Source organism: Prevotella sp. HMSC077E09 (assembly GCF_001814685.1).
In the GTDB taxonomy this organism is placed as follows: domain Bacteria; phylum Bacteroidota; class Bacteroidia; order Bacteroidales; family Bacteroidaceae; genus Prevotella; species Prevotella oris.
In genome coordinates, this window is sequence record NZ_KV817599.1 from 26,342 (window position 1) to 51,076 (window position 24,735).

Sequence of the window (24,735 nt, forward strand, 5' to 3'; positions counted from 1 at the left end):
GGGGACGCCCGAAAGTCGATTTTCTCCGTTTTTTCGCTTTCGGCTGTGCCCGAAACGCTGTTTTTACTGTTTTCTGCTCATCCGAGACCTCGGAAAGCCATTTTTTCCTGTTTTCTGCTCATCCGAGACCTCGGAAAGCTGTTTTTTTATCTCCGCCGCCCCAGCGAAACTCCGATTTTACGGATTACATTGCAAAGGAAAGAAAAATATCGCATATAAAAAAATGATGTTCTCTTTTTGACAAAGAAAACATCATTTTATATAAACTTCTACTGGACGACCTTGAAACGTATCCTGAAAGAATGTTTCAGTTCATCCCAATTTGTACCTAACAACTCGAACCGCCCTATTTGAGACGTTGATCTTACATGTTTCCCTAAACAAGGACAGACATCAAAATTGCCAATATGAACCAAACGAAGCATTTCTGATGCATCATCAGGGAGTCGATCAAGTTTCACATCCGCAGGGACATGGTCTCTGTCGACAAGTTCATAAGTGATAGGCATATCTTCTTGGATAAGTTCATTCATCCTTCTTTCAATCTCCTTCTCCTGCTGTCGGGTTGGTTTCTGCTCCAGGATGAAGCTCATTTTGCTCTTCTTTCGTTCAATATGCGCATTGTAGCTGCGCTCACAATGGAACATACGCATCATCAACTGATTGAGCAGATGTTCTGCCGTATGAGCCGGTGGGAACTCTTTCTTGTGATGCTCATTGAACAAATAATCACTGTCTTTCATATTCAAACTAAACTTAAAAATCCCACAACCATGGGCTGGAACTTTCACACGGACAGACGAATCGCGCATCAATTTCATTCCCACATACCTACCGGAAAACAACTCACGAGATAACACTTTCATTTCGGGCATTTGCCAAAAATCAAAGGCATGTGCCGGAATAATAACATCAGAAAGCCTGTCGGAGGAAGAAAAATTGGCAACGACCAATATGATGATATCGCCTTTCTTCCTTAAAAAAGCATACTCACGACACGAATCAAACCCTTCTTGAGCCTGATTAGCATAGGTGAGATCAAAGAATTCACCCTCACGGACAGCTGCTTCACGATGTGCAATATTCAGCAAAGTGCGGTACGAGTCTGAAAGTTTTCTCTCCTCATCTGTCAACAGATTGCAATCGGTAAAAGCCCGACGCACAGTCGACAGTGACCAATAATCGAAGATTGTTGTTCTTCCATCTGTACCGCTGAAACCCTCATGATCCATTCCCCTTTCGCCGAATTCCTGTCCACTATAAAGCATAAAAGGATTGGTTCGCATCAAGATTGCAACCGCGGCAGCAGGGATTGCCTTATCACCTTCTCCCGCAAAGAAATCACTTGCTATACGCTGTTCATCATGATTTTCGAGGAAGTAGAGCATATGTTCGTTGATATCATCCGTAGCCTGCCACCAATGGGTGATTTCATTTGCACTACGTGTACCCGTAATGACACCCCGCAAACAATCATACATGCCGACTTTATCATAAAGATAGTCGAAACCATTTGCGATATATGTGCGATATTGTGATCTGTCGTAAACTTCACCAATGAACAATAAAGAAGGACATCGTTCCTTTACTTTAGAAATAGCATAGTTCCAGAATTCGGTCGGCACCATCTCTGCCATGTCGCATCTGAATCCATCTATACCTTTTGAAGCCCAAAACAAAAGGATATCTGTCATTTTATCCCAGGTATCAGGACGTGGATCAAAATGATAGCTTTTACCCCCTGCATCACAGTAGTCTATACCATAATTCAACTTAATGGTCTCATACCAGTCATTAACTCCCGGGCGTGCACCAAAATAGTCATTGCCTGTTGCCTTAGCAGGGATTTCACTATAACTTACATCTGATGTTATTAGACTAAGATCAAGCGGGGTTCCCCAACAATAATAGAAATTATTCCTTGTCGAAAAAGCTAATGAAGTGTCATCATCCTCACCCAGATCACGCACACCAACTGGTTTGCAGACAGACTTGTACTCACGAGCAACATGATTAGGCACAAAATCCATAATCACTTTCATGCCTGCATCATGGGTGCGCTTTATCAACTCCTCCCATTCTGTCATACGCTGCGAGACATCATCCGCAAGGTCCGGATCTACGTCATAGTAATCTGCAATAGCATAAGGAGAGCCGGCTTTTCCCTTTACCACTTCTGCGTGTTGACGTGGAAGTCCAAAAGCAGAATAATCAGTTTGTGTAGCATGCCGCAAGATACCCGTAAACCAAATATGGGTAAATCTCATGTCATGAATTGTCTTCAGCGTTTCGTCATCAAACGAAGAGAACTTACCACAACCATTTTCGGCAATCGTGCCGGACTCCACAAGAGCCTCATTACGATTGCCGAAAAGTCTGGGTAATACTTGATATATTACGATTTTATCTTTCATTATGCAATGCCATGAGCATTAACATTCCTGTCTATCCTGCCAATCATGCCTTGTAAAGCCTTGCCAGGTCCACACTCTGTGAAATCATCTGCACCGTCGCTAATCATAGCCTGGACACTTGCAGTCCAGCGAACAGGACTTGTAAGCTGAGCTATCAAGTTATTCTTTATCTCAGAAGCATCTGTATGCGCTTTTGCATCAACATTCTGATAAACAGGACACTTTGGCGTATTGAATGTAGTTGCTTCAATAGCTGCCTGCAACTCATCCTTGGCTGGCTGCATCAATGGAGAATGGAATGCGCCACCGACTTTCAAAGGCAGAGCACGCTTTGCACCAGCCTCCTTCAGTTTTTCACAAGCAGAATTGACAGCATCTACATTTCCAGAAATAACCAACTGACCAGGGCAATTGTAGTTTGCGGCTACAACTATGTTATCTTCAGAACTTACAGAAGCACAAATTTCTTCAACCTTCTCATCTGGAAGACCAATAATTGCAGCCATTGTTCCAGGATTTACTTCACACGCTTTCTGCATGGCATTGGCACGCGATGCAACTAACTTCAAGCCATCCTCAAAACTCAAAGCACCCGAAGCAACAAGCGCAGAGAATTCTCCCAATGAATGACCTGCAACCATATCTGGGTTAAACTCCTCCCCCAAACAAAGAGCCTGAATAACACTATGCAGGAAAACAGCAGGCTGTGTCACCTTGGTTTCCTTTAACTGTTCATCAGTCCCATTGAACATAATCTCTGTAATCTTGAAACCAAGAATTTCATCTGCTTTATCGAAAAGCTCTTTTGCAAGAGCATTATTCTCATATAGGTCCTTGCCCATACCAACAAACTGGGCACCCTGCCCCGGAAATACAAAAGCTTTCATTTTCTTTTAATTTTATGTTTTATGATGTATGCTGCAAAAATACAAAAAAAAAAGCAGAAACATGCATAGATAAAAGAAAATCCCGAGAACAAACAAGTTGTTCTCGGGATTTATATAGATTTGCTTTACAGTGCAATAATCGTTGCGCTATAATTATTCTGCAGCAGGAGCTTCTTCAACTTCTTCCTCTGCTTTTGGAGCCTCCTCTACAGGAGCTGCTTCAACAGGTGCGTTCTCTGCAACAACAATTACAGGAACCTTAACCTCGACCTCTTTGTGGAAGTGAACAGTTGCCTCAAACTCACCAACCTTCTTAATATCGTGCATGGTGATAATCTTACGGTCAACTTCGATACCCTTCTTAGCAAGTTCCTCTGCAACGATAGCAGCATTTACAGAACCATAGAGAGCACCAGTAGCACTAACCTTTGCTGCAATAGTAAGTGAAACGCCATCCAAAGCACTTCCTTTCTTCTCTGCTTCAGCCTTAATTGCTGCAAGCTTGTGAGCCTGCTGCTTCAAGTTCTCAGCCAAGACCTTCTTTGCAGATTCAGAAGCAATAACGCCTTTACCTGTTGGAATCAGGTAGTTGCGTCCATAACCATTCTTTACATTTACAATATCATTCTTGTATCCAAGTCCGATAATATCTTCTTTCAGTATAATTTCCATATTGACAGTTCCTCCTTAATTATTTCATCAAATCGGTTACATATGGAAGCAGTGCTATCTGGCGAGCACGCTTTACAGCCTGTGCCACACGACGCTGATACTTCAAAGATGTACCTGTAATACGGCGAGGTAAAATCTTACCCTGCTCATTCAAGAACTTCTTCAAGAATTCAGGATCCTTGTAGTCAATATACTTAATTCCGCTCTTCTTAAAACGACAATACTTCTTCTTACGAGTGTCGATTGAAGGAGCTGTCAAATAACGGATTTCTGTCTTTTTCTGCTCTGCCATAATTAAGCCTCCTCTTTTTTACCAAGTTTGTTTCTACGCTTTTCAGCATACTGTGCAGCATACTTGTCAAGACGTACAGTCATGTAACGAATAACTTTCTCATCGCGACGATAACCTGTCTCGAGAGTGTTAATGATTGATGGCTCGCCCTTGAACTCAATCAGACAATAGAAGCCTGTTGATTTCTTGTCGATAGCGTAAGCCATCTTCTTCAGTCCCCAAGCCTCTTCATTCAGAATTTCAGCACCGTTATCGGTGAGAAGTTTCTTGAATTTAGCGACCGTTTCCTTCATCTGTTCATCAGACAAAACGGGAGTCAAAATGAAAACGGTTTCGTATTGATTCATACTAATAAAATTGAAAAAATTATTATTTAAATATTTAAATTACATCCCATAAAAACAAGTCTTAAAGAACCTATATTTCAGAAATGCGATGCAAAAGTACTGTTTTTTAATGACATAAACAAATTATTTCGTACTTTTGTACCAAACTTTTAATAATGAAGAAATTCTATTCAACAATGCTCAAGCATGCCATTCAATATATTGGGTTACCACTTGTATATTTAGGAGTTGCGCTCTTATGTGCCCACCATTTCCTAAATCTACACCACCATAACTGGATACTTTTCACAAGTTTGGCGCTTGTCATTATTGGAATTATCGGTCACACAATAAATGACAAACGCCAAACTAACTATTAGAATCTCATTTTAATCCTCTTCTGGTGTAATCAGCTTATAGCCTTTACCATGAATATTGATGATTTCAATCTGTGGATCATCTTTCAAATGCTTACGCAACTTCGTAATATACACATCCATAGAACGCGCATTGAAATAGTTATCATCAATCCATATCGTCTTCAAGGCAAAATCACGCTGAAGAATTTCATTTGCGTGTGAACACAGCAACGCAAGCAGTTCATTCTCCTTGGTTGTCAACTTTGTCTGCTTTTCACCTATAACAAGCAACTGCTTCTGGGTATCAAATGTAAACTTACCAATATGATAAAGCGTACTTTCCTTATTCTTCTTGCCACGTACGCGACGCAGGATGGCCTCAATACGGAACACGAGTTCTTCCATAGAGAAAGGCTTGGTAATGTAATCGTCAGCACCAATCTTAAAGCCTTCAAGGATATCTTCCTTTAAAGTTTTAGCTGTAAGGAAAATAATTGGAATTTCAGCATTGGCCTGACGGATTTCCTGTGCCAAAGTGAAACCATCTTTCTTTGGCATCATTACATCAAGCACACAGATATCAAATTTATTCTTCAAGAACTCTCTATAACCAACCTCACCATCAGGGCAAAGCGTAGCGGCAAAACCTTTTGCCTGTAAATATTCACGAAGAAGCATACCTAAGTTTTCGTCATCTTCGCACAAAAGAATTTTCAACTTGTCTTCCATAACTTCATTATTTTAAATGTTAGTAATCTATTATAACTTCAAAGTTAGTTTTCTACAAACGGCAATTTTATCGTAAAGGTAGTACCTTTTCCATATTCACTGTCAACATAAATCTCCCCATCTTGAAGATCAACCATCTTTTTAACATAGGCCAAGCCAAGTCCGAAGCCCTTGACATCATGAACATTACCGGTATGAACGCGATAAAACTTATCAAAAACCTTCTTCAAATTTTCTTTCTTAATGCCCAATCCCGTATCCTTTACCGACACGCAAACCTTCTTTCCTTCATTCCATGTCTTGAGATAGACATTCAATGGCTTATCTGGCTTCTTGTATTTCACCGCATTATCCAAAAGATTGAAAATCACATTCTGAAAATGCATCTCGTCTACATAAACCGTTGAATCTACCGCTTCTATATCCGTATAAACCTTTCCTCCCGTATGCTCTACACGCAATGTGAACGAATTTCCTATGCTCTCAATCATTTCGTTGATATCAACCTCACGATTTTTAAGTACCGCTTTCTTACGGTCATACATGCTCATCTGCAGCACTTTTTCTACCAAGAAACGCAAACGACGGCTTTCATCATTGATAACTCCTCCCAAATGTACCATCATCGTCTCGTTCATGGTCACACTCTTGTCATTCAACATTTGTGCAGCTAAAGAGATACTGGCTATCGGGGTCTTTAACTCATGCGTCATATTGTTTATGAAATCATTCTTGATTTCGCTATAGCGCTTGGATCTGAAGATAACAACTATCGTGAAGACAAACGTTATTAAAAGTACCAATGTAAAGATTATACTCGGTATCATGAAACGGATACTGGAGAATATATAGTTATTCATATCCGGAAAATGTATCTTCACAACACCCATTTTCGCCTGGGGATCATTTCTGAACAACACCTGTGAATAGGTAAATTCTTCACCTTCATCAGAATAGTCGGGGCAACGATAAACCACTCTTCCGTCCTGTGTAGAGACCGTAAAATGATAGGGAATATTGATACCATTATTCATTAATTCCGCTTTCAAATCCTGATCCAACAGCTTGAAGTTAATGCGTTCTTTCAAAGGCTTATCCGAAGCAGAGTACAAAATAGAATAAACTACTTCATCCAACAAAGCTTTCTGATATACATAGCGGTTCTTAACAATTTCCTGTAAAGATTTAGATGCCTCCGAAAGCGAACTCTTATCTGTTTTTACAATCATCCCTTTCGGCATAGACGCTGGCTTGGTTGCGATAGTTTTCAATTCAAATGAGGAATAAACGGTTCCATCTTTTCCTATTGTTGAATACTGACGACTCTGCTGTATTGTCCCATCATTGGGCTGTCCTGAACGCGTTCCAATGGAATCACGAATAAAAGAACGCCGCTCCGTCTCTTTCACATCTTTTTCCAGATACCTAAGCGTTTCATTCAATTCAAGATTGCGTGAAGCTTGATAAAGGGCACGATTGACAGACTCGTCAAACTGCTCTTTCTTCATCTCTGCCATCTCCTGTATATAGCTCAACTGCAGGAAAAGAAGCCCCATAAATGAAAGCCCCATAATGATAGCAATTGTCCATATCGTTCTTTTCTTCATAATCGCAAAGATAAACTAAATCTTAATTAGTTAACATCGTTGTGTTAAATAAATCATCTATATTTATCAATTTTAACAAACAATCGAAACTGTAGTTTTATATATGCAAATAAAAGAGGCAAGAATAATTAAATTCTTGCCTCTTCAATCTTCAATCAGTCACAGATTATTCCTCTTCTTCTGCCAGCTCTGCAGCATGTTCACTAATCAGTGAAGTTTGAAGTTCTGTTGGAACAAGCTCATAACTTGCAAACTTTGTTGTGAATGAAGCTCGTCCACCTGTCAGCGAACTCAATGAAATACTATAGTTACTCAATTCTTTTAATGGAATCTTTGCCTGCAGCTTCTGATAACCCGCTTCTGTATCCATACCCATAATCAGTGCTCTTCGTCCCTGCAGATCACTCATGACATCACCCATGAAGTCGGCTGGAACAAACACTTCCAAATCATAAATTGGTTCCAAAATCTTCGGACCTGCATTTCTGAAAGCATCTGCGAAGGCATGACGAGCTGCCAACATAAACGAAAGTTCGTTACTGTCAACCGGATGCATTTTACCGTCATAGACAACAACCCGCACATCTCGTGCATAACTTCCAGTCAACGGACCATGTTCCATACAATCCATCACACCTTTCAGAATGGCAGGCATGAAGCGAGCATCAATAGCACCACCAACAACAGAATTGATGAATACCAACTTACCACCCCACTCCAAGTCGACAACTTCCTTGCCTTTGATGTTCATTTTGAACTCTTGCCCATTGAAATTATAGTGAGTTGGATCAGGCATACCCTCTGCATATGGCTCTACTATCAGATGCACTTCACCGAACTGACCAGCACCGCCACTCTGTTTCTTATGCCTATACTCCGCCTTTGCTTTCTTGGTAATAGTCTCACGATATGGAATTCGAGGCTCACCAAACTTTACCTGCAGCTTCTCATTGTTTTCAAGACGCCACTTCAACGTTCTTAAATGGAATTCTCCCTGGCCGTGAACAATAATCTGTCGCAACTCTTTGCTTTGCTCAACCACCCACGTTGGGTCTTCCTGATGCATCTTTATCATAGCAGCCATCAGCTTCTCTGTGTCTTGCGAATTGACAGCCTTTATAGCTCTGCTGTATTTTGAATTTGGATATTTGATGAAATTATAACGCCAATCACAGTCTTTACCATTCAAGGCATTACCAGTCTTCACATCTTTCAATTTAACCGTACAACCGATATCACCGGCATTCAGAGAATCAACAGCGATACGATTTGCACCTGCACAAGCGTAAATCTGACCAATACGCTCACGGCTTCCACGGTCGGCATTCGTCAAATCATCACCTGGTTTCACCTGTCCACTCATCACTTTAAAATAGCTGACCTCACCAATATGCGGTTCCATTCCTGTCTTGAAGAAATACAAACTGGTGGGACCTGCCGGATCAGGTGCAACTTCTTCTCCGCGTGTATTATGTAACTTTGGCATCTCACTAACGAAAGGAACCACGTTTCCGAGGAATTCCATCAGACGCTGAACGCCCATATCCTTGCCTGCACAAACACAGAAAACAGGGAATATACTACGCGTAACAAGACCTTTACGAATACCTTCGCGTAATTCATCTTCGGTCAAGGTTTCTTCTTCAAAGAACTTCTCCATCAAGGTTTCATCGTTCTCAGCTGCTGCTTCAACCAAGGCTTTATGAAGTTCCATGGCCCTGTCCATTTCCTCAGCAGGAATATCTTCAATGATAGGTGCACCGCCTTCGGGTTTCCATGAATACTTCTTCATTAACAGAACATCAATAAGTGCATTGAAACCTGGCCCTGTCTGCAAGGGGTATTGCACAGGAACACATTTCGAACCATAGATATCCTGCATCGAAGTTATGATGCTGTCAAAATCACATTTATCGCTATCCAACTGATTAATCAAGAAAATAACAGGCTTCTTAAGCTTCTCCGTATACCGGAAATTATTCTGTGTTCCAACCTCTGGGCCATACTGACCGTTAATCAAAATAACCGCCTCATCTGTTACATTCAATGAAGTTATAGCACCTCCTACGAAGTCATCACTTCCCGGACAATCAATAATATTCAGCTTCTTATTGTTCCACTCAACATGAAAAACAGTTGGAAATACAGAATAACCATATTCCAACTCAACCGGAAAATAATCGCTTACAGTGTTCTTTGCCTCAACACTGCCACGGCGTTTAATGACTCCGGCTTCAAAAAGCATACTCTCGGCAAGTGTAGTCTTGCCGCTGCCCGCACTGCCAAGCAATGCAATGTTTTTGATTTCATTCGTTTGATAAACTCTCATATCAAAAGATTTAAAGCGTTAGTAATAATTCATGGTTTCTAAAGGCATTATACCTTTGTTGGCCTCTAAGTTAGAAAAAAAAGACATACTGACCAAGAATATTTTAGGAAAATTAGTAATTTTGTCATAAAAAAACAACATGGCAGGTCTATACATTCATATTCCCTTTTGTGCAAGTCGCTGCATCTACTGTGGCTTCTACAGCACAACCCAGCAGTCACTCCATCAGCAATATGTTGACATGCTCTGTCATGAAATGGACTTGCGCCAAACAGAAATCACAGGAGAACAGGCCGATACCGAAAATACCATCACCACCATTTACTTGGGTGGAGGTACGCCAAGCATGCTCTCTGGAAATCAATTGGAACAGATTCTATTATATATATATAAGGTATGGGGCAAACATATCGACCTGCGCGAACTGACTATAGAGTGCAATCCCGACGATGTGACCGAGGCTTTTGCTGCCCGCCTTGCCACGCTCAATGTCAACCGTGTCAGCATGGGTGCACAAACATTCAACAATAATCGCCTCCGGTTTCTTCACCGCCGCCACAACCGAGAAAAAATTATGCAAGCCGTGAACCATTTACGTCATGTAGGTATCAAGAATATCAGCATCGACCTCATGTTTGGCTTCCCTGAAGAAACCATGAAAGAATGGCAGACCGATCTGCAAGAAGCTATTAAACTTAATGTAGAACACATTTCAGCTTACAGTCTGATGTATGAAGAAGGTACACCGCTTTTCCACATGAAGCAGGAGAAGAAAATAAAAGATATTGACGAAGAAACAAGCCTTGCCATGTATGAGATGCTTATAAACCTGCTCACCAAAGCAGGCTATGAGCACTATGAAATCAGCAACTTTGCCCGGCCAGGCTATCGAAGTCTGCACAACAGCAGCTATTGGCATGAGGTTCCCTACATCGGCCTTGGTGCTTCTGCTCATAGTTACGGCCATGGAACCCGCAAATGGAATATCAGCAACATCAAGACTTATATGAACAGTATCGCATGCAACCGGCTTCCCTATGAAATCGAAATCCTTAATCAAAACATGCAATACAACGACTTGATAACCACGGCACTCCGCACACGTGAAGGCATTAACCTGACAAATTTCAAAAGAAAATACGGAGAAGAACGTCTCAACTACCTGCTCCACGAGGCAAAACCGCATCTTGACTTAGGCAACATAGAACTTTCAAAACATCATCTCTCACTCACAAGGAAAGGACTTTTCACGTCTGACGACATCATGAGCGACCTCATATACATTGAAGATTAAGTATCAACAATCATCTAAATACCTCTTCGCCTGCATAAACCTATACATTCAATATACCTCATCCATTCATTAATTTATCCTATCTTGCAAGCAATAACTTCAAAGAGCGAATTATATGTTAATTCTTATCAAATGATTTAACAAATCTCGTTACAATGTTCATACTTTCGAAACAAAATAAATTCCTCTTCCAAATACACGTGTTTTTCCAGTGTTTCATAATCCATTGACATTCAAAACATTACAAAAGTAAAGCCAAAAAGCGATACAATATCATGCAAAAAAGTACTGCAATTTGCATCAAAACACCACGCAATATGCTTCAAATCATCACGCGTTTTGAGTCAAAAAGCCTGGCAATTAGACTCAAATTGCAATGTATAACGAGGCAGATTACACCCTAACCTTCACCAGAGTACAAAACAACATGCTCTTTTTTGCACCATCTATCAGCTTTATTTCTCCAGAATAAACTACTCGGAAGTATTAAAAAGTGACAGTAATCTTTACAAAAGAAAGAAGGCATGGAAACACAGTCACTGCTAAATTAGAATATCAACAGGCGACATTCAAAGAATAACTACAAACAAAAAAACCGCTGAACCTTAATGGTTCAGCGGCAATCTCTCATTTTTTCAGTTCGAGTGCAAAATTATTTTGCAGTGTCAGCAGCAGCTGTGTCAACAGCAGCAGTATCAGCAGTATCAACCTGAGCAATAGAGTCAGAGTCGTTATTACCAGCATTTGCTGCAGTTTTGTTACCACAAGATGCGAAAGAGATAGCTGCTACAGCTACGAACATTAAAACTAATTTCTTCATTTTCTTTGCTTTTTTAAATCTGTAAAACAATCATTTGTTTATTAAAACGATGCAAAGATAAGTATTTTTTTTATATGACATTCAACTTTTAACGACTTTTTTTTGTTCTCTCTGTAACTTTTTATTAAACAGTTGATACACAGTAACTTATGAATATTAAAATAATGTTAACAAAATAATTAACTATTGAGGATAATACTTATCACTGAAGATAAGAGATATCTCCGACAGGTAAAAATCAGCCGGAAACATTTCTATGAAACCTTTATCCTTAGTATTCGTTCCAGGATTTAATATCAATATCATCAAGTGTCATCGTGCAGAAAGCATTGATGAAAGCACTTGCCAAGCGGCTATTCGTAATCAGTGGCACATTAAGGTCAATCGCAGCACGCCGAATTTTATAACCATTAGTCAGTTCATGCACCGTCAGGTTCTTCTGAATATTAACGACCAGATCAATCTTTCGCTCGTGCAACAGATCCAAAGCCTGTGGTTGTTGTCCCTCTTCCGATGGCCAGTAAACCCGCGTATTGGCTATACCATTCTCTTCGAGGAACTTACTGGTGCCACCAGTAGCATAGAGTTCATAGCCATGTGCAACCAATTGTTTGGCAGCATCAAGCATATCAACTTTCTGTTTTGCACCACCTGTAGAAAGCAGTACTGTCTTCTTAGGAATTCGCTGCCCTACAGACAGCATGCTTTTCAACAGCGCGGCATTCGTATCATCAGCCAAACAGCCAACTTCTCCCGTAGAGCTCATATCAACACCCAGCACAGGATCGGCCTTCTGCAAACGGTTGAAAGAGAATTGACTGGCCTTGATGCCCACATAATCAAGGTCGAAAAGGTTCTTACTTGGCTTCTCAACAGGCAGTCCAAGCATCACTCGCGTAGCCAATTCTATAAGATTAATCTTCAATACCTTACTTACAAATGGGAATGAACGACTGGCACGCAGATTACACTCGATAACCAGTATGTCATTATCTCGGGCCATAAACTGAATGTTGAAAGGGCCGTTGATATGAAGTTGCTTGGCAATCTGCCGACTTATACGTTTAATACGACGCACCGTCTCTACGTAGAGCTTTTGCGGGGGAAACTGAATGGTGGCATCTCCAGAGTGAACTCCGGCAAACTCTATATGCTCACTGATAGCATAAGCAAGTATCTCTCCATTCTTAGCTACGGCATCCATCTCGATTTCCTTAGCATGCTCAATGAACTTTGAGACTACAACAGGGTGGTCTTCGCTGACATTTGCCGCCAATTGGAGGAAGCGTTTCAGTTCTTCTTCGTTGGAACATACATTCATTGCTGCACCGGAAAGTACATAAGAAGGACGCACAAGCACGGGGAAACCGACTCTACTGATAAACTCATCTATATCTTCCATACTCGTCAAGGCACTCCACTCCGGTTGATTGATGCCATTTTCGGTCAGCATAGATGAGAATTTTGCACGGTCTTCTGCGCCGTCAATATCCTGTGCCTTGGTACCTAAGATAGGCACATTCTGTGCATCAAGCTTCATTGCCAGATTGTTTGGGATCTGTCCGCCCGTACTGACAATCACACCATGTGGATTTTCCATTTCGATGATATCCATAACACGTTCGAATGTCAATTCATCAAAATAAAGACGATCACACATATCATAATCTGTTGAAACGGTCTCTGGATTGTAGTTTATCATTACAGAACGCCAGCCTTCCTTGCGGATAGTATTCAATGCCTGCACACCACACCAGTCGAATTCAACGGAACTTCCAATACGATAAGCACCCGAACCAAGTACGATAACAGAGCGTTTGTCGTTTTCAAACGTGATATCACTCTTCACGCCACCATAGGTAACATAAAGGTAATTCGTCTGTGCAGGATACTCAGCAGCAAGGGTATCAATCTGCTTCACCACAGGAAGGATGCCATAGAACTTACGCTTATTTCGAACCAATAAGGCTGCCTTATGCATATTTCCTATTTCCTTTTCCAACCCGATAGCACGTGCTATCTGGAAGTCGGTAAAACCATAAACCTTTGCCGTACGCAGCAACTCCTTGTCCAAAGTATTGATATTGTTCTTCTTTAACGTTTCATCAATATCAATAATGTGTTTCAGTTTTTCCAAGAACCACTTGTCAATCTTGGTGAGTTCGTGTATCTGATCTACCGTGTAATCCTTGTGCATGGCCTTCGATATGACGAAAACACGCTTGTCGGTAGGTTCACGGAGAGCAGCATCAAGGTCTTCAATCTTGAGTTCCTTATTCTCAACAAAACCATGCATGCCTTGCCCAATCATGCGAAGTCCTTTCTGAATAGCTTCTTCAAAGTTACGACCAATAGCCATAACTTCACCGACAGACTTCATACTCGACCCCAATTCCTTGTCTACACCGTGGAATTTGGAAAGATCCCAACGCGGAATTTTGCAGACCACATAATCGAGAGCAGGCTCAAAGAAAGCACTGGTCGTTCGGGTAACAGAGTTTTTCAACTCAAAAAGTCCGTAGCCCATACCTAATTTAGCAGCGACAAAAGCCAAAGGATAGCCCGTAGCTTTCGAGGCAAGTGCAGACGAACGAGACAATCGGGCATTAACTTCAATAACACGATAGTCCTCACTCTTGGGGTCGAAAGCATACTGCACGTTACACTCTCCTACAATACCTATATGGCGAACTATCTTGATTGACAGTGCGCGAAGCTTGTGGTATTCACTATTAGTCAATGTCTGAGAAGGTGCAATAACAATACTTTCACCGGTATGAATGCCCAAAGGGTCGAAGTTTTCCATGTTACAAACCGTCACACAGTTGTCATAACGGTCACGCACTACCTCATATTCTATCTCTTTCCAGCCTTTTAAACTCTTTTCAACAAGCACTTGAGGGGAAAAAGAAAAGGCCTTTTCACAAAGTTTGTTCAGTTCAGTTTCATCATCAGCAAAGCCTGAACCCAGTCCACCTAATGCATAAGCAGCACGCACGATGACAGGATAACCAAGAGAAGACGCAGCTTTTCGGGCTTCTTCAACATTTTCACAAGCCTCACTCTTAATGGTTTTTACATGAATTTCATTCAGCTGTTCAACAAAGAGTTCACGGTCTTCAGTATTCATAATGGCAGCAACTGGTGTACCCAACACCTTGACACCGTACTTTGCAAACACACCCGTTTGTTCCAATTCCACACCACAATTGAGCGCTGTCTGTCCACCGAAAGAGAGCAAAACGCCATCAGGATGTTCCTTTTGAATAACCCGTTCCACGAAATAAGGCTGCACAGGAAGAAAGTAAATCCGGTCAGCAACGCCTTCAGAAGTCTGGACTGTAGCAATATTCGGATTGATAAGAACGGTCTCAATACCCTCCTCATGCAATGCTTTAAGCGCCTGTGAACCCGAATAGTCAAATTCTCCGGCTTCGCCAATCTTTAGGGCTCCCGAACCAAGGAGTAACACTTTCTTTATATTTTCGTCTTTCATCGTCTTTCTACTTTAATGTTTCTACAAATTTATCAAACATAAACTCAGTGTCAACAGGCCCCGAGCAAGCCTCTGGATGGAACTGACTTGAGAACCAAGGATTCGTTTTATGACGTATCCCTTCATTGGAACCATCATTCATGTTGACGAATAACTCTTCCCAATCCTTACCTAAAGTTTTTGCATTCACAGCATAACCATGGTTCTGACTCGTAATAAAACATTTCTCGGTACCCACGAGACGCACTGGTTGATTATGCCCACGATGACCATATTTCAGTTTATAAATCTCACCACCTGCAGCTTTTGAAAGCAGTTGGTTACCCATACAGATACCACATATAGGCTTTGTGGTCTGGCTCATCTGCTTTTTGATGATATCAACTACATCAGAACACATATCAGGATCACCCGGGCCATTGGCAAGGAAAAGGCCATCATACTCCATATTGGTGTAATCATGGTTCCAAGGAACTCTGATAACCTCCACACCTCGATTGATTAGACAACGAATAATATTAGCCTTCACACCGCAATCAACCAAGACCACTTTCTTCCCTGCACCTTCATTATATCTGATAATCTCCTTGCAAGAAACCCTATCTACAAAGTTCACACCTTCATAATCAGCTTCAGGTATGTTTTCTGGTTCGTCATCAAAGATAATTTTTCCCATCATGACACCATGTTCACGCAAGACTTTAGTCAACTCACGCGTATCAATTCCAGTTATACCTGGCACATGTTCACGCTTCAACCAATCGGCAAGACTCTCTGTTGCATTCCAATGACTATATTCCTCACTATAGTCATTTACGATGATTGCAGAGGCATAGATCCTATCGCTTTCCATGAAAGTAGGGAGTCCGTTGGCTTCAAAAGTGAAAGGAGGCACACCATAGTTTCCCACAAGTGGATAAGTCAAAGTCATCAACTGCCCTGCATAAGAGGGATCGGTGAGACTTTCCGGATAGCCCATCATTGCCGTATTGAAAACTACCTCACCGGCAACAGGCGCATCATAGCCAAAACTTTTGCCATGGAATTTAGTTCCATCACTCAAGACTAAAGTTACGTTCTTCATTATATACCTTTATATAAAGTTTAAACAAATCATTTTATCCTTCTGCTATTATCTGTCATCAACAACCTTTTTCTATTCGTTCATAGTAGTTAATGAAAGCTTGATTACACAGTTTTGTCCCCCCCGGAGTCGGGTAATGCCCCGTGAAATACCAATCACCCTTTTGCGAAGGGATCGCTTTATGAAGTCCTTCAATGCTCTGATAAACCAGTTCTATTGGTGTAGAAACACTTTCCGGACAAAGCATCTCCACTATCTTTGCATTGATTTCGTCAACAGTAAACGGAGCATATATAGCGCGAACCCGGTTAATCATCTGTTCCTTAGGCTTTCGAAGCTCTTCCAAGCAAGCCTTATAAGTATCGTAAATGACACTCTCCATGCATCGCTCTTTCAGCAAGGCAATAGTTGCACGGAACACACAGAATTCTTCCAAGCAAGGCATATCAATGCCATAATAGTCAGGGTAACGTATCTGCGGTGCACTACTTACTATCACCATCTTCTTCGGATGCAAACGATCAAGTATCCGAAGAATACTCTTCTTCAGCGTTGTTCCTCTTACAATACTGTCATCTATAATCACAAGATTATCTTGATTGGCCTCTATGCTCCCATAAGTTATATCATAAACATGGCTCGCCAAATCATTACGACTGTTTCCTTCCGTGATAAATGTGCGGAGTTTAATATCTTTCCAAGCCACCTTTTCAGAGCGAACGCCTTCATGCATGATAGCCATAAGCTCCTCATGCGTAGGCACGTGTCCCAACGCTTCAATCTTCTTTATCTTTTCGTTATTCTGATAACGCATGAAACCGTCTAACATTCCATAATATGCAACCTCGGCAGTATTAGGAATATAAGAGAATACTGTGTGCTCCGTATCATAGTTTACAGCCTTCAAAATCTGTTCTGTCAACTGCTCTCCTAACTTCTTCCGCTCATTATAAATATCACGGTCAGAACCTCGACTGAAGTAAATACGCTCAAAAGAACAAGCGGCATCACCACGTGGTTCAAGAATTCTTTCAATTGAACATTCCCCGTTTTTCTTCACCATCAACGCCTTTCCTGGTTCCAACTCCTTCACATCTTCGTACTCAAGTTCAAAGGTTGTCTGCAAAACAGGACGTTCACTTGCCAACACTACCATTTCATCATTCTTGTAATAGAATGCCGGACGAATTCCCCAAGGGTCACGCATAGAGAACATCTCCCCACTTCCGGTTACACCACACACCACATAACCGCCATCAAAATCAGGCATTGTAGTTTTCAAGACATTCTCCATCTTGACATGATCTTCAATATAACGGGTAATATCAGTATTCGTAAGGTTCTGCTTTCTGGCTTCGACAAAATTCCTTTCGACCTCACGGTCAAGTCTATGTCCCATGAGTTCAAGCATGATGTACGTATCACTGTAAATGCGGGGACACTGCCCCTGCAAGGTCAACTTCTCAAAGATTTCATCAACATTAGTCATGTTGAAGTTTCCACAGAAGCAGAGATTTTTTGCCCGCCAATTGTTTCTTCTCAAGAAAGGATGCACATACGTAATGCCACTCTTACCCGTTGTGCTATACCGAAGATGCCCCATATAAAGCTCTCCGGCAAAAGGAAGATGTGCCTTTGCATAGTCTACATCCGATAACTGTTGAGGACTTACATCTGCATAATTCTTATGTACATTACCAAATATCTCTGTAATGGCATTCGAACCCTCGGCCCTTTCACGGAACATATACTCATGTCCGGGTCTCGAATTCAGCTTTACACAAGCCAATCCTGCACCTTCCTGCCCTCGATTATGCTGTTTCTCCATCATGAGATAGAGTTTATTGAGGCCGTACATCCAAGTGCCATACTTCTGCTGATAGTATTCAAGTGGCTTCAACAAGCGTATCAACGCAACGCCACAATCTTCCTTTATCTCTTCCATCTCTTTGATTTGATTATTCTACGGTAACAGATTTCGCCAAATTTCGAGGCTGATCAACATTCTTATTCTTACAAACTGCAATGTGATATGCAAGAAGTTGAAGAGGAATTGTTGCCAACAAAGGTTCAAGACATTCCAATGTCTCAGGCAGTTCGATAACTTTGTCTGCAATTCGGCTAATCGTTTCATCCCCTTTGGTTATCAAGGCAATCACTCTCCCCTTGCGTGCTTTGATCTCTTGAATATTACTCAACACTTTCTCATACATGGCATTGTGCGTTGCTATAACGACAACGGGCATGTCAGAATCAATCAAAGCGATTGGTCCATGCTTCATTTCTGCAGCCGGATAACCTTCAGCATGAATGTAACTGATTTCTTTCAACTTCAATGCACCTTCCATTGCAACCGGATAACTATAGCCGCGTCCCAGATAAATAAAGTTATGAGCATAAGTGAAAACTTGGCTCAGATTAGCTATTTTATCATTTAGCTTCAACACCTCCTGCATCTTGTAAGGAATCAAAGAAAGTTCTTTAACAACCCTTTCGTAATCCTCTTTGCTCACTGTTCCTTTCTCTTTTGCCAGTGCCAAAGCCAACATTGTCAATACAATCACTTGCCCAGTGAAAGCTTTTGTTGATGCAACACCGATTTCCGGCCCTACATGAATATAGCTTCCAGTATCAGTTGCACGAGGTATACTTGACCCCACAGCATTACAAATGCCATAAATAAAAGCACCGGCTGCCTTTGCAAGTTCTACAGCAGCCAACGTATCAGCCGTTTCTCCGCTTTGCGACATGGCAATAACAACGTCATCACTCGAAACCACCGGATTGCGATATCTGAACTCACTCGCATATTCTACGTTTACAGGTATACGGCAATAGGTTTCTATGAGTTGCTTGCCAATCAGTGCAGCATGCCAACTTGTACCACAAGCTACAATGATAATTCGTTTTGCCAGAAGCAAACGGTCTTTATTGTCTATGACAGCACTCAAGGTCACATTTGTAGCCTCAGCATTTATACGCCCACACATACACGTTTTCAAGCAATCAGGTTGCTCAAAGATTTCTTTCAGCATAAAATGTGGATAGCCACCTTTTTCTATCTGACCGAGGTTGATATCAATGGTTTGAACCGAAGGATTCTGCTCCCGATTGAGCAGATTAACAACCTTCAACTCTTCACCCAAGCGCATCACGGCTATATTTCCATCTTCCAGGTAAACCACTTTATCAGTGAATTCAACTATCGGACTGGCATCCGAACCCAAGAAGAATTCATCTTTTCCGATGCCTACAACCAAAGGACTCTGCTTGCGTGCCGCTATAATCTGATTGGGTTCACGCCTGTCAAGCAAGGCTATAGCATAGGCACCAATCACCTGATGAAGCGCCACTTGCACGGCAGTCAGCGTGTCAAGGTTCTTCTTCACCTGCACATATTCTATCAACTGAACAAGTACTTCCGTATCCGTTTCTGATTGAAATACAACTCCCTTGGTTATCAGGTTACGCTTTATCTCTACATAATTCTCAATAATTCCATTGTGGATGATAGCTAAATTCTTAGACGAAGAATAATGCGGATGGGCATTAACGGATGAAGGCTCACCATGGGTAGCCCAACGTGTATGTGCTATTCCAACTGATCCAGACGTATTCTTATCTGCACAAAATGCCTCCAAATCAGCAACTTTCCCTTTCGTTTTATAGACGTTAAGATTGTCTTCACGATCTATCAATGCAACTCCTGCACTGTCATATCCTCTATATTCCAATCTCTTAAGCCCCTTTATCAAAATGGGATAAGCCTCACGCTTACCTATATATCCTACAATTCCACACATGTTTTCGTCTGATTATTTTATATCTGTGATATTAAAAAAAGAAGAATGAAACCGATTAGAAATCAATCATCATTCTTCATTCTTCTTTTTCATTCTATTTTAACACCGTTACTAAGAGAGAAGTCAAACTGGTAACTATCCCAACAAAGGAGAACCAAAGCGACGTCGAAGTGCCGATTATCGAATTACGTGCCTTCACCTTGTTCGGTTCAACATAGATTACATCGTTTTGCTGCAAATAGTAATAAGGAGAGTTCACGATGTTCGCATCATTCAAGTTCAAGCGATGATACTCCTTTCCACCGTCAGCATTCTCGCGCAAGAGAATGATATTATCACGCTTTCCATAAACCGTAAGGTCACCAGCCTGCGCCAAAGCCTCAATAATACTCATCTTCTCCGTTGACACGGGAATGACTCCCGGAGAGCCAACCTCACCTATCACCGTGATGCGATAGCTTGATGTCCGCACTGTAACGATAGGCTTCTCTTCATCTGAAAGATAAGGGGCCAACTTGCGTTTTATCAAGTCTTCACACTGTTCTTTCGTGAGACCTGTCACATGTATCTTGCCGATTACGGGAAAATTTATATCCCCCTTGTTGTCAACTAAATAACCTTGGGAAGCACTACTGGTGCTCTGTCCGTTGGTTCCCGTCAGATTAAATGGAGCTGAAACCGCCGGATCAACCGTATTAACAGTAATCGTCAACAAGTCTTTTGGCATGATATGCGCATCATAAAGGCCTTTAGATGCCGCGAAATCTACTTGATCAATATTTTGAAAATAGGGCACTTTCTTTACCGAAGCACAACTACTCAGAAATAAAACTATCGCTAAAACAAACAGCGAAGACAATGTTTTCTTCATATCCTTATTTGGGTAAATTAAACCTTTGCAAATTTAATTCTATTTTTTCAGAATGGCAAATTTTTCACTCATTAAATAAATCTTATCCACCAATTTGCAGGTAATAACAAACTCGTTTCCTACATGGGAATTCTTCATCTACACATAAACGCGATATCAAGTAAGGTTGATTTGCACACAACTCAGACATGCAAATTATCTTACAAAACCCCTCTCAAGAAGGCCTCTGTTTCAAAATAAAACCAAGGAGGATGCAAATACGCGAGTTATGAGCCATATAAATAAACCTCTGATAACCAGCAATATAACTCCAAAGCAAGGAGAACAGCTTAAATTATCAGGCAAAATATCAACTCTGTCTATGTCAAACAACATTGAAAAGCATTGGAAACAGCTTGCAACAAGCCTCACTTTAGCCTGCAAAATGACACAGAGCAGAGGCTGAAGTGACGCTAAACACCGTGTAATGTGACACAAATCACGACACAGAATAACCGAAAAGGCAATACAAGAGTATATTTTCCACTAAGTTCTTTTCTATTTCATGGAAAATCAGATGCACTTTTTTAGTGAATAAAATCTTACATAACGATGTATTTCTCAAATCTTGTCAACCCGTTTTATACAAAAAGTGAGACACTCAAACAAAGCATCTCACTTTCATTTCGCGGAAAGGATAGGATTCGAACCTACGAACCGCTTTAGGCGGTTACACGCTTTCCAGGCGTGCCTCTTCAACCACTCGAGCACCTTTCCTTTTTCTAAATGCGGTGCAAAACTAACACTTTTATTTTAATTTCTACCATTAAAAAGCAAAAAAAATACGGTATAAGACAATTAAAATGAATGTTTGCCTGTTTTGTCATAGAAAACAAGTACCTTTGCTACTTTCTGAAACATTGCATTTCATTTATGGACGAATATATAGAAATAAAAGGAGCACGCGTCAACAATCTCAAGAACATTTCGCTCAACATTCCCCGCAATCAATTCATCACTGTAACGGGGGTATCAGGCTCAGGCAAGTCTTCTTTAGCCTTTGACACGCTCTATGCCGAAGGACAACGCCGTTATGTAGAGAGTCTTTCGGCCTATGCCCGACAGTTTTTAGGGCGTATGAGCAAGCCCGAATGCGACTTTATCAAGGGGCTTCCACCTGCCATTGCCATCGAACAGAAAGTGATTTCGCGCAATCCCCGCTCTACTGTGGGCACCAATACAGAGATTTACGAATACATGCGCCTGCTCTTTGCACGTATAGGACACACCTTCTCGCCCATAAGCGGAGAGGAGGTGAAGCGTCATACGCCTGAAGATGTCATTCATTGCATCATGGAATATGCCAAAGGAACGAAGTTCATGATGCTCTCACCACTGCATATCATCGAAGGCAGAACATTGGAGAAACAACTCGAAATGTATATGCAGGAGGGCTATTCCCGCCTTTACAAAGGGAATGAAGTCGTGCGTATTGAAGATATGTTGAATGAAGGTGATATTGAGAAAACAGACATTTCAACCCTCTTTTTGGTCATAGCCCGCATGAGTGTTGACGACACAAAAGATGCCATTTCGCGTATGACCGACTCTGCAGAGACGGCATTCTACGAGGGCGATGGCCTGCTGAAACTGGTATTTCTGCCCAGTAATATCACCTATGAATTCTCTACACGCTTTGAAGCCGACGGCATCAAGTTTGAAGAACCCAACGACAACATGTTCTCATTCAACTCTCCATTGGGTGCCTGTCCAACGTGCGAAGGCTTTGGAAACGTTATTGGAATTGATGAAAAACTTGTCATCCCCAACTCTACACTCAGTGTCTATGACGGCTGTGTACAATGCTGGCATGGTGATAAAATGGGGGGATGGCTGACGGAATTCATACGACGTGCGGCTACAGATAACTTCCCTATATTTGAACCTTACTATCAACTCGACCGCAAACACAAAGACATGCTTTGGCATGGACTGCCCAGTGAAAAGGGAAAAGACATACATGATAAAGTCTGCATTGATGCCTTTTTCCAAATGGTGAAAGAGAACCAGTATAAGATTCAATATCGTGTAATGATGAGTCGGTACAGGGGAAAGACTGTATGTCCTGACTGTCATGGAACCAAACTGAAGAAAGAAGCCACATGGGTAAAGGTGGGCGGAAGAAGCATTACCGAGCTTGTTGAGATGCCAATCAGTAAACTTAAAGATTGGTTTGATAAGCTTCAACTCGAAGAACATGAGTCAGACATCGCCAAACGCTTGCTTACTGAAATTAAGAATCGATTAGGATTTCTGGTTGAAGTGGGGCTGGGCTACCTCACACTCAACCGCCAATCAAGCACACTCAGCGGTGGAGAGAGTCAGCGCATCAATCTCACGACATCGTTAGGCTCTTCATTAGTGGGTTCACTCTATATTCTCGACGAACCGAGTATCGGTCTCCATAGTAGGGATACCGAACGATTAATCCATGTACTGAAAGACCTTCAGAAACTTGGGAACACGGTCATGGTGGTTGAACATGACGAAGAAATCATGCGTGCTGCCGACTATCTGATTGACGTCGGCCCCGATGCCGGAAGCCATGGAGGGGAGATTGTCTTCCAGGGAAGTACCGAAGAACTGAACAACACAGCAGAGAAGCTGCTCAAGAAATACCCACGTTCCTACACTATTAAATATCTCACCGGGAACGAAAGCATTGATCCTCCCAAGTCAAGGCGCAAATGGAACAGAGCCATTGAACTGAAAGGAGCACGCATGAATAACCTCCGTGGCATTGATGTCAAGTTTCCTCTCAATGTCTTTAACTGTGTAACAGGTGTGTCTGGATCAGGCAAATCAAGCCTCATCAAAGGCATACTCTATCCTGCCATGAAGCGTCATTTAGACGAAGTGGCCGATGCTCCCGGCGAATATACGGCTCTTGAAGGTGACTGGGAGGCTGTTAAACACGTGGAATTCGTTGACCAAAACCCCATTGGAAAGAGCACTCGGTCTAATCCTGCCACCTATGTCAAGGCCTATGAAACCATCCGACAACTCTTTGCCGACCAACCGTTAGCTAAGCAAATGGGCTTCACGCCCCAATATTTCTCATTCAACACCGAAGGCGGACGATGTGAGGAATGCAAGGGAGCTGGCGTTATCAATGTTGAGATGCAGTTCATGGCTGACCTCATTCTGGAATGTGAAGCCTGCCATGGCAAGCGCTTTAAGCATGACATTCTGGAGGTACGGTTCCATGACAAGAACATCAATGACGTGCTTAACATGACTGTATCTGAAGCCATTGAATTCTTTGGAGAATATAAACAACAGACCATCGTAAACCGCCTGAAACCTTTAGAGGATGTAGGACTCGGCTATATCAAACTTGGTCAGAACTCAAGTACGCTGTCCGGTGGTGAGAACCAGCGCGTGAAATTAGCTTACTTCATCGGTCAGGAGAAGCAAGAGCCCACATTGTTCATTTTCGATGAGCCTACAACAGGACTTCACTTCCATGACATACAGCGATTGCTAAATGCTTTCAATGCACTGATAGAACGAGGCCACACCATTCTTGTCATAGAGCATAACATGGATGTTATCAAGTGTGCCGACTATGTGACAGACCTTGGTCCTGAAGGTGGTGACAAAGGTGGAAATCTCGCTTTCGAAGGTACTCCGGAAGAACTTGTAAAGTGTAAGGAAAGTATAACGGCAAAATTCTTAAAGGATAAACTTTAGAATCTGAACTTATCAAAACA

The 24,735-nt window shown here is 41.7% G+C and carries 16 protein-coding genes, 1 tRNA gene and 1 pseudogene; 3 read left to right on the forward strand and 15 right to left on the reverse strand.

Features of this window, described 5'->3' with window-relative positions; genetic code table 11:
- A pseudogene (locus HMPREF2983_RS14205) lies at positions 1-227 on the forward strand (hypothetical protein); the annotation flags it as partial.
- Positions 228-269: 42 nt separating this feature from the next.
- Here HMPREF2983_RS14205 and HMPREF2983_RS12935 read toward each other — a convergent pair.
- The 8 genes from HMPREF2983_RS12935 to HMPREF2983_RS12970 all read right to left on the reverse strand — a co-directional run bounded on the left by HMPREF2983_RS12935 (position 270) and on the right by HMPREF2983_RS12970 (position 9,615).
- Positions 270-2,414 (reverse strand): alpha-amylase family glycosyl hydrolase, encoded by a 2,145-nt coding sequence (locus HMPREF2983_RS12935; RefSeq protein ID WP_070669087.1) that lies wholly within the window; start codon positions 2,412-2,414, stop codon positions 270-272.
- Positions 2,414-3,301, reverse strand: coding sequence for an ACP S-malonyltransferase (gene fabD / locus HMPREF2983_RS12940; RefSeq protein WP_070669089.1), 888 nt, complete (start codon positions 3,299-3,301; stop codon positions 2,414-2,416). Before fabD ends, HMPREF2983_RS12935 begins: the two co-directional genes overlap by 1 nt.
- A gap of 153 nt (positions 3,302-3,454) precedes the next feature.
- Positions 3,455-3,973, reverse strand: a complete 519-nt coding sequence (rplI, locus tag HMPREF2983_RS12945; protein WP_070669091.1) for a 50S ribosomal protein L9 — start codon at positions 3,971-3,973, stop codon at positions 3,455-3,457.
- Between the two features lie 19 nt (positions 3,974-3,992).
- On the reverse strand, positions 3,993-4,265 hold the full coding sequence (gene rpsR, locus HMPREF2983_RS12950; protein ID WP_004372676.1) for a 30S ribosomal protein S18: 273 nt from the start codon (positions 4,263-4,265) through the stop codon (positions 3,993-3,995).
- Positions 4,266-4,267: 2 nt separating this feature from the next.
- Positions 4,268-4,612, reverse strand: a complete 345-nt coding sequence (rpsF, locus tag HMPREF2983_RS12955) for a 30S ribosomal protein S6 (RefSeq protein ID WP_004376498.1) — start codon at positions 4,610-4,612, stop codon at positions 4,268-4,270.
- Between the two features lie 368 nt (positions 4,613-4,980).
- On the reverse strand, positions 4,981-5,679 hold the full coding sequence (locus HMPREF2983_RS12960; protein WP_004372674.1) for a response regulator transcription factor RprY: 699 nt from the start codon (positions 5,677-5,679) through the stop codon (positions 4,981-4,983).
- Between the two features lie 44 nt (positions 5,680-5,723).
- The gene (locus tag HMPREF2983_RS12965; RefSeq protein WP_070669093.1) at positions 5,724-7,286 is read right to left on the reverse strand and encodes a sensor histidine kinase; all 1,563 of its coding nucleotides are present in this window, start codon (positions 7,284-7,286) and stop codon (positions 5,724-5,726) included.
- Between the two features lie 166 nt (positions 7,287-7,452).
- Positions 7,453-9,615 carry an elongation factor G gene (locus HMPREF2983_RS12970; protein ID WP_070669095.1) on the reverse strand — a complete coding sequence of 721 codons (2,163 nt, stop codon included), beginning with the start codon at positions 9,613-9,615 and terminating at the stop codon, positions 7,453-7,455.
- A 139-nt stretch (positions 9,616-9,754) separates the two neighbouring features.
- On the opposite strand from HMPREF2983_RS12970, the gene hemW reads away from it, so the two are divergent.
- Positions 9,755-10,909: a radical SAM family heme chaperone HemW gene (hemW, locus tag HMPREF2983_RS12975; protein ID WP_070669097.1), complete on the forward strand. Its 1,155-nt coding sequence runs from the start codon at positions 9,755-9,757 to the stop codon at positions 10,907-10,909.
- Positions 10,910-11,561: 652 nt separating this feature from the next.
- Here the strand turns inward: hemW and HMPREF2983_RS14095 are convergent.
- From HMPREF2983_RS14095 to HMPREF2983_RS13010, 7 genes are all read right to left on the reverse strand, one after another.
- Positions 11,562-11,729 carry a PG1828 family lipoprotein gene (locus tag HMPREF2983_RS14095; RefSeq protein WP_004372669.1) on the reverse strand — a complete coding sequence of 56 codons (168 nt, stop codon included), beginning with the start codon at positions 11,727-11,729 and terminating at the stop codon, positions 11,562-11,564.
- A 271-nt stretch (positions 11,730-12,000) separates the two neighbouring features.
- Positions 12,001-15,225, reverse strand: a complete 3,225-nt coding sequence (gene carB / locus HMPREF2983_RS12985; protein WP_070669099.1) for a carbamoyl-phosphate synthase (glutamine-hydrolyzing) large subunit — start codon at positions 15,223-15,225, stop codon at positions 12,001-12,003.
- 7 nt (positions 15,226-15,232) lie between these two features.
- On the reverse strand, positions 15,233-16,309 hold the full coding sequence (gene carA, locus HMPREF2983_RS12990; RefSeq protein WP_070669101.1) for a glutamine-hydrolyzing carbamoyl-phosphate synthase small subunit: 1,077 nt from the start codon (positions 16,307-16,309) through the stop codon (positions 15,233-15,235).
- A 58-nt stretch (positions 16,310-16,367) separates the two neighbouring features.
- Complete coding sequence (locus tag HMPREF2983_RS12995) at positions 16,368-18,254, reverse strand: amidophosphoribosyltransferase (protein ID WP_070669104.1); 1,887 nt, start codon at positions 18,252-18,254, stop codon at positions 16,368-16,370.
- Positions 18,255-18,267: 13 nt separating this feature from the next.
- Entirely contained in the window at positions 18,268-20,112 is a 1,845-nt protein-coding gene (glmS, locus tag HMPREF2983_RS13000; protein ID WP_070669106.1) for a glutamine--fructose-6-phosphate transaminase (isomerizing), read from the reverse strand.
- Positions 20,113-20,206: 94 nt separating this feature from the next.
- Complete coding sequence (locus HMPREF2983_RS13005; RefSeq protein ID WP_004372664.1) at positions 20,207-20,983, reverse strand: polysaccharide biosynthesis/export family protein; 777 nt, start codon at positions 20,981-20,983, stop codon at positions 20,207-20,209.
- A 668-nt stretch (positions 20,984-21,651) separates the two neighbouring features.
- A tRNA-Ser gene (locus tag HMPREF2983_RS13010) sits at positions 21,652-21,739 on the reverse strand.
- A gap of 156 nt (positions 21,740-21,895) precedes the next feature.
- Between HMPREF2983_RS13010 and uvrA the strand changes: the two genes are divergently transcribed.
- Positions 21,896-24,715, forward strand: a complete 2,820-nt coding sequence (uvrA, locus tag HMPREF2983_RS13015; RefSeq protein WP_070669108.1) for an excinuclease ABC subunit UvrA — start codon at positions 21,896-21,898, stop codon at positions 24,713-24,715.
- The last annotated feature ends 20 nt before the right edge of the window (positions 24,716-24,735 follow it).

Coding starts and splice junctions, on each gene's coding strand:
- HMPREF2983_RS12935 (WP_070669087.1), bottom strand. CDS start 2,414: ATGAAAGATAAAATCGTAATATATCAAGTATTACCCAGACTTTTCGGC.
- fabD (WP_070669089.1), bottom strand. CDS start 3,301: ATGAAAGCTTTTGTATTTCCGGGGCAGGGTGCCCAGTTTGTTGGTATG.
- rplI (WP_070669091.1), bottom strand. CDS start 3,973: ATGGAAATTATACTGAAAGAAGATATTATCGGACTTGGATACAAGAAT.
- rpsR (WP_004372676.1), bottom strand. CDS start 4,265: ATGGCAGAGCAGAAAAAGACAGAAATCCGTTATTTGACAGCTCCTTCA.
- rpsF (WP_004376498.1), bottom strand. CDS start 4,612: ATGAATCAATACGAAACCGTTTTCATTTTGACTCCCGTTTTGTCTGAT.
- HMPREF2983_RS12960 (WP_004372674.1), bottom strand. CDS start 5,679: ATGGAAGACAAGTTGAAAATTCTTTTGTGCGAAGATGACGAAAACTTA.
- HMPREF2983_RS12965 (WP_070669093.1), bottom strand. CDS start 7,286: ATGAAGAAAAGAACGATATGGACAATTGCTATCATTATGGGGCTTTCA.
- HMPREF2983_RS12970 (WP_070669095.1), bottom strand. CDS start 9,615: ATGAGAGTTTATCAAACGAATGAAATCAAAAACATTGCATTGCTTGGC.
- hemW (WP_070669097.1), top strand. CDS start 9,755: ATGGCAGGTCTATACATTCATATTCCCTTTTGTGCAAGTCGCTGCATC.
- HMPREF2983_RS14095 (WP_004372669.1), bottom strand. CDS start 11,729: ATGAAGAAATTAGTTTTAATGTTCGTAGCTGTAGCAGCTATCTCTTTC.
- carB (WP_070669099.1), bottom strand. CDS start 15,225: ATGAAAGACGAAAATATAAAGAAAGTGTTACTCCTTGGTTCGGGAGCC.
- carA (WP_070669101.1), bottom strand. CDS start 16,309: ATGAAGAACGTAACTTTAGTCTTGAGTGATGGAACTAAATTCCATGGC.
- HMPREF2983_RS12995 (WP_070669104.1), bottom strand. CDS start 18,254: ATGGAAGAGATAAAGGAAGATTGTGGCGTTGCGTTGATACGCTTGTTG.
- glmS (WP_070669106.1), bottom strand. CDS start 20,112: ATGTGTGGAATTGTAGGATATATAGGTAAGCGTGAGGCTTATCCCATT.
- HMPREF2983_RS13005 (WP_004372664.1), bottom strand. CDS start 20,983: ATGAAGAAAACATTGTCTTCGCTGTTTGTTTTAGCGATAGTTTTATTT.
- uvrA (WP_070669108.1), top strand. CDS start 21,896: ATGGACGAATATATAGAAATAAAAGGAGCACGCGTCAACAATCTCAAG.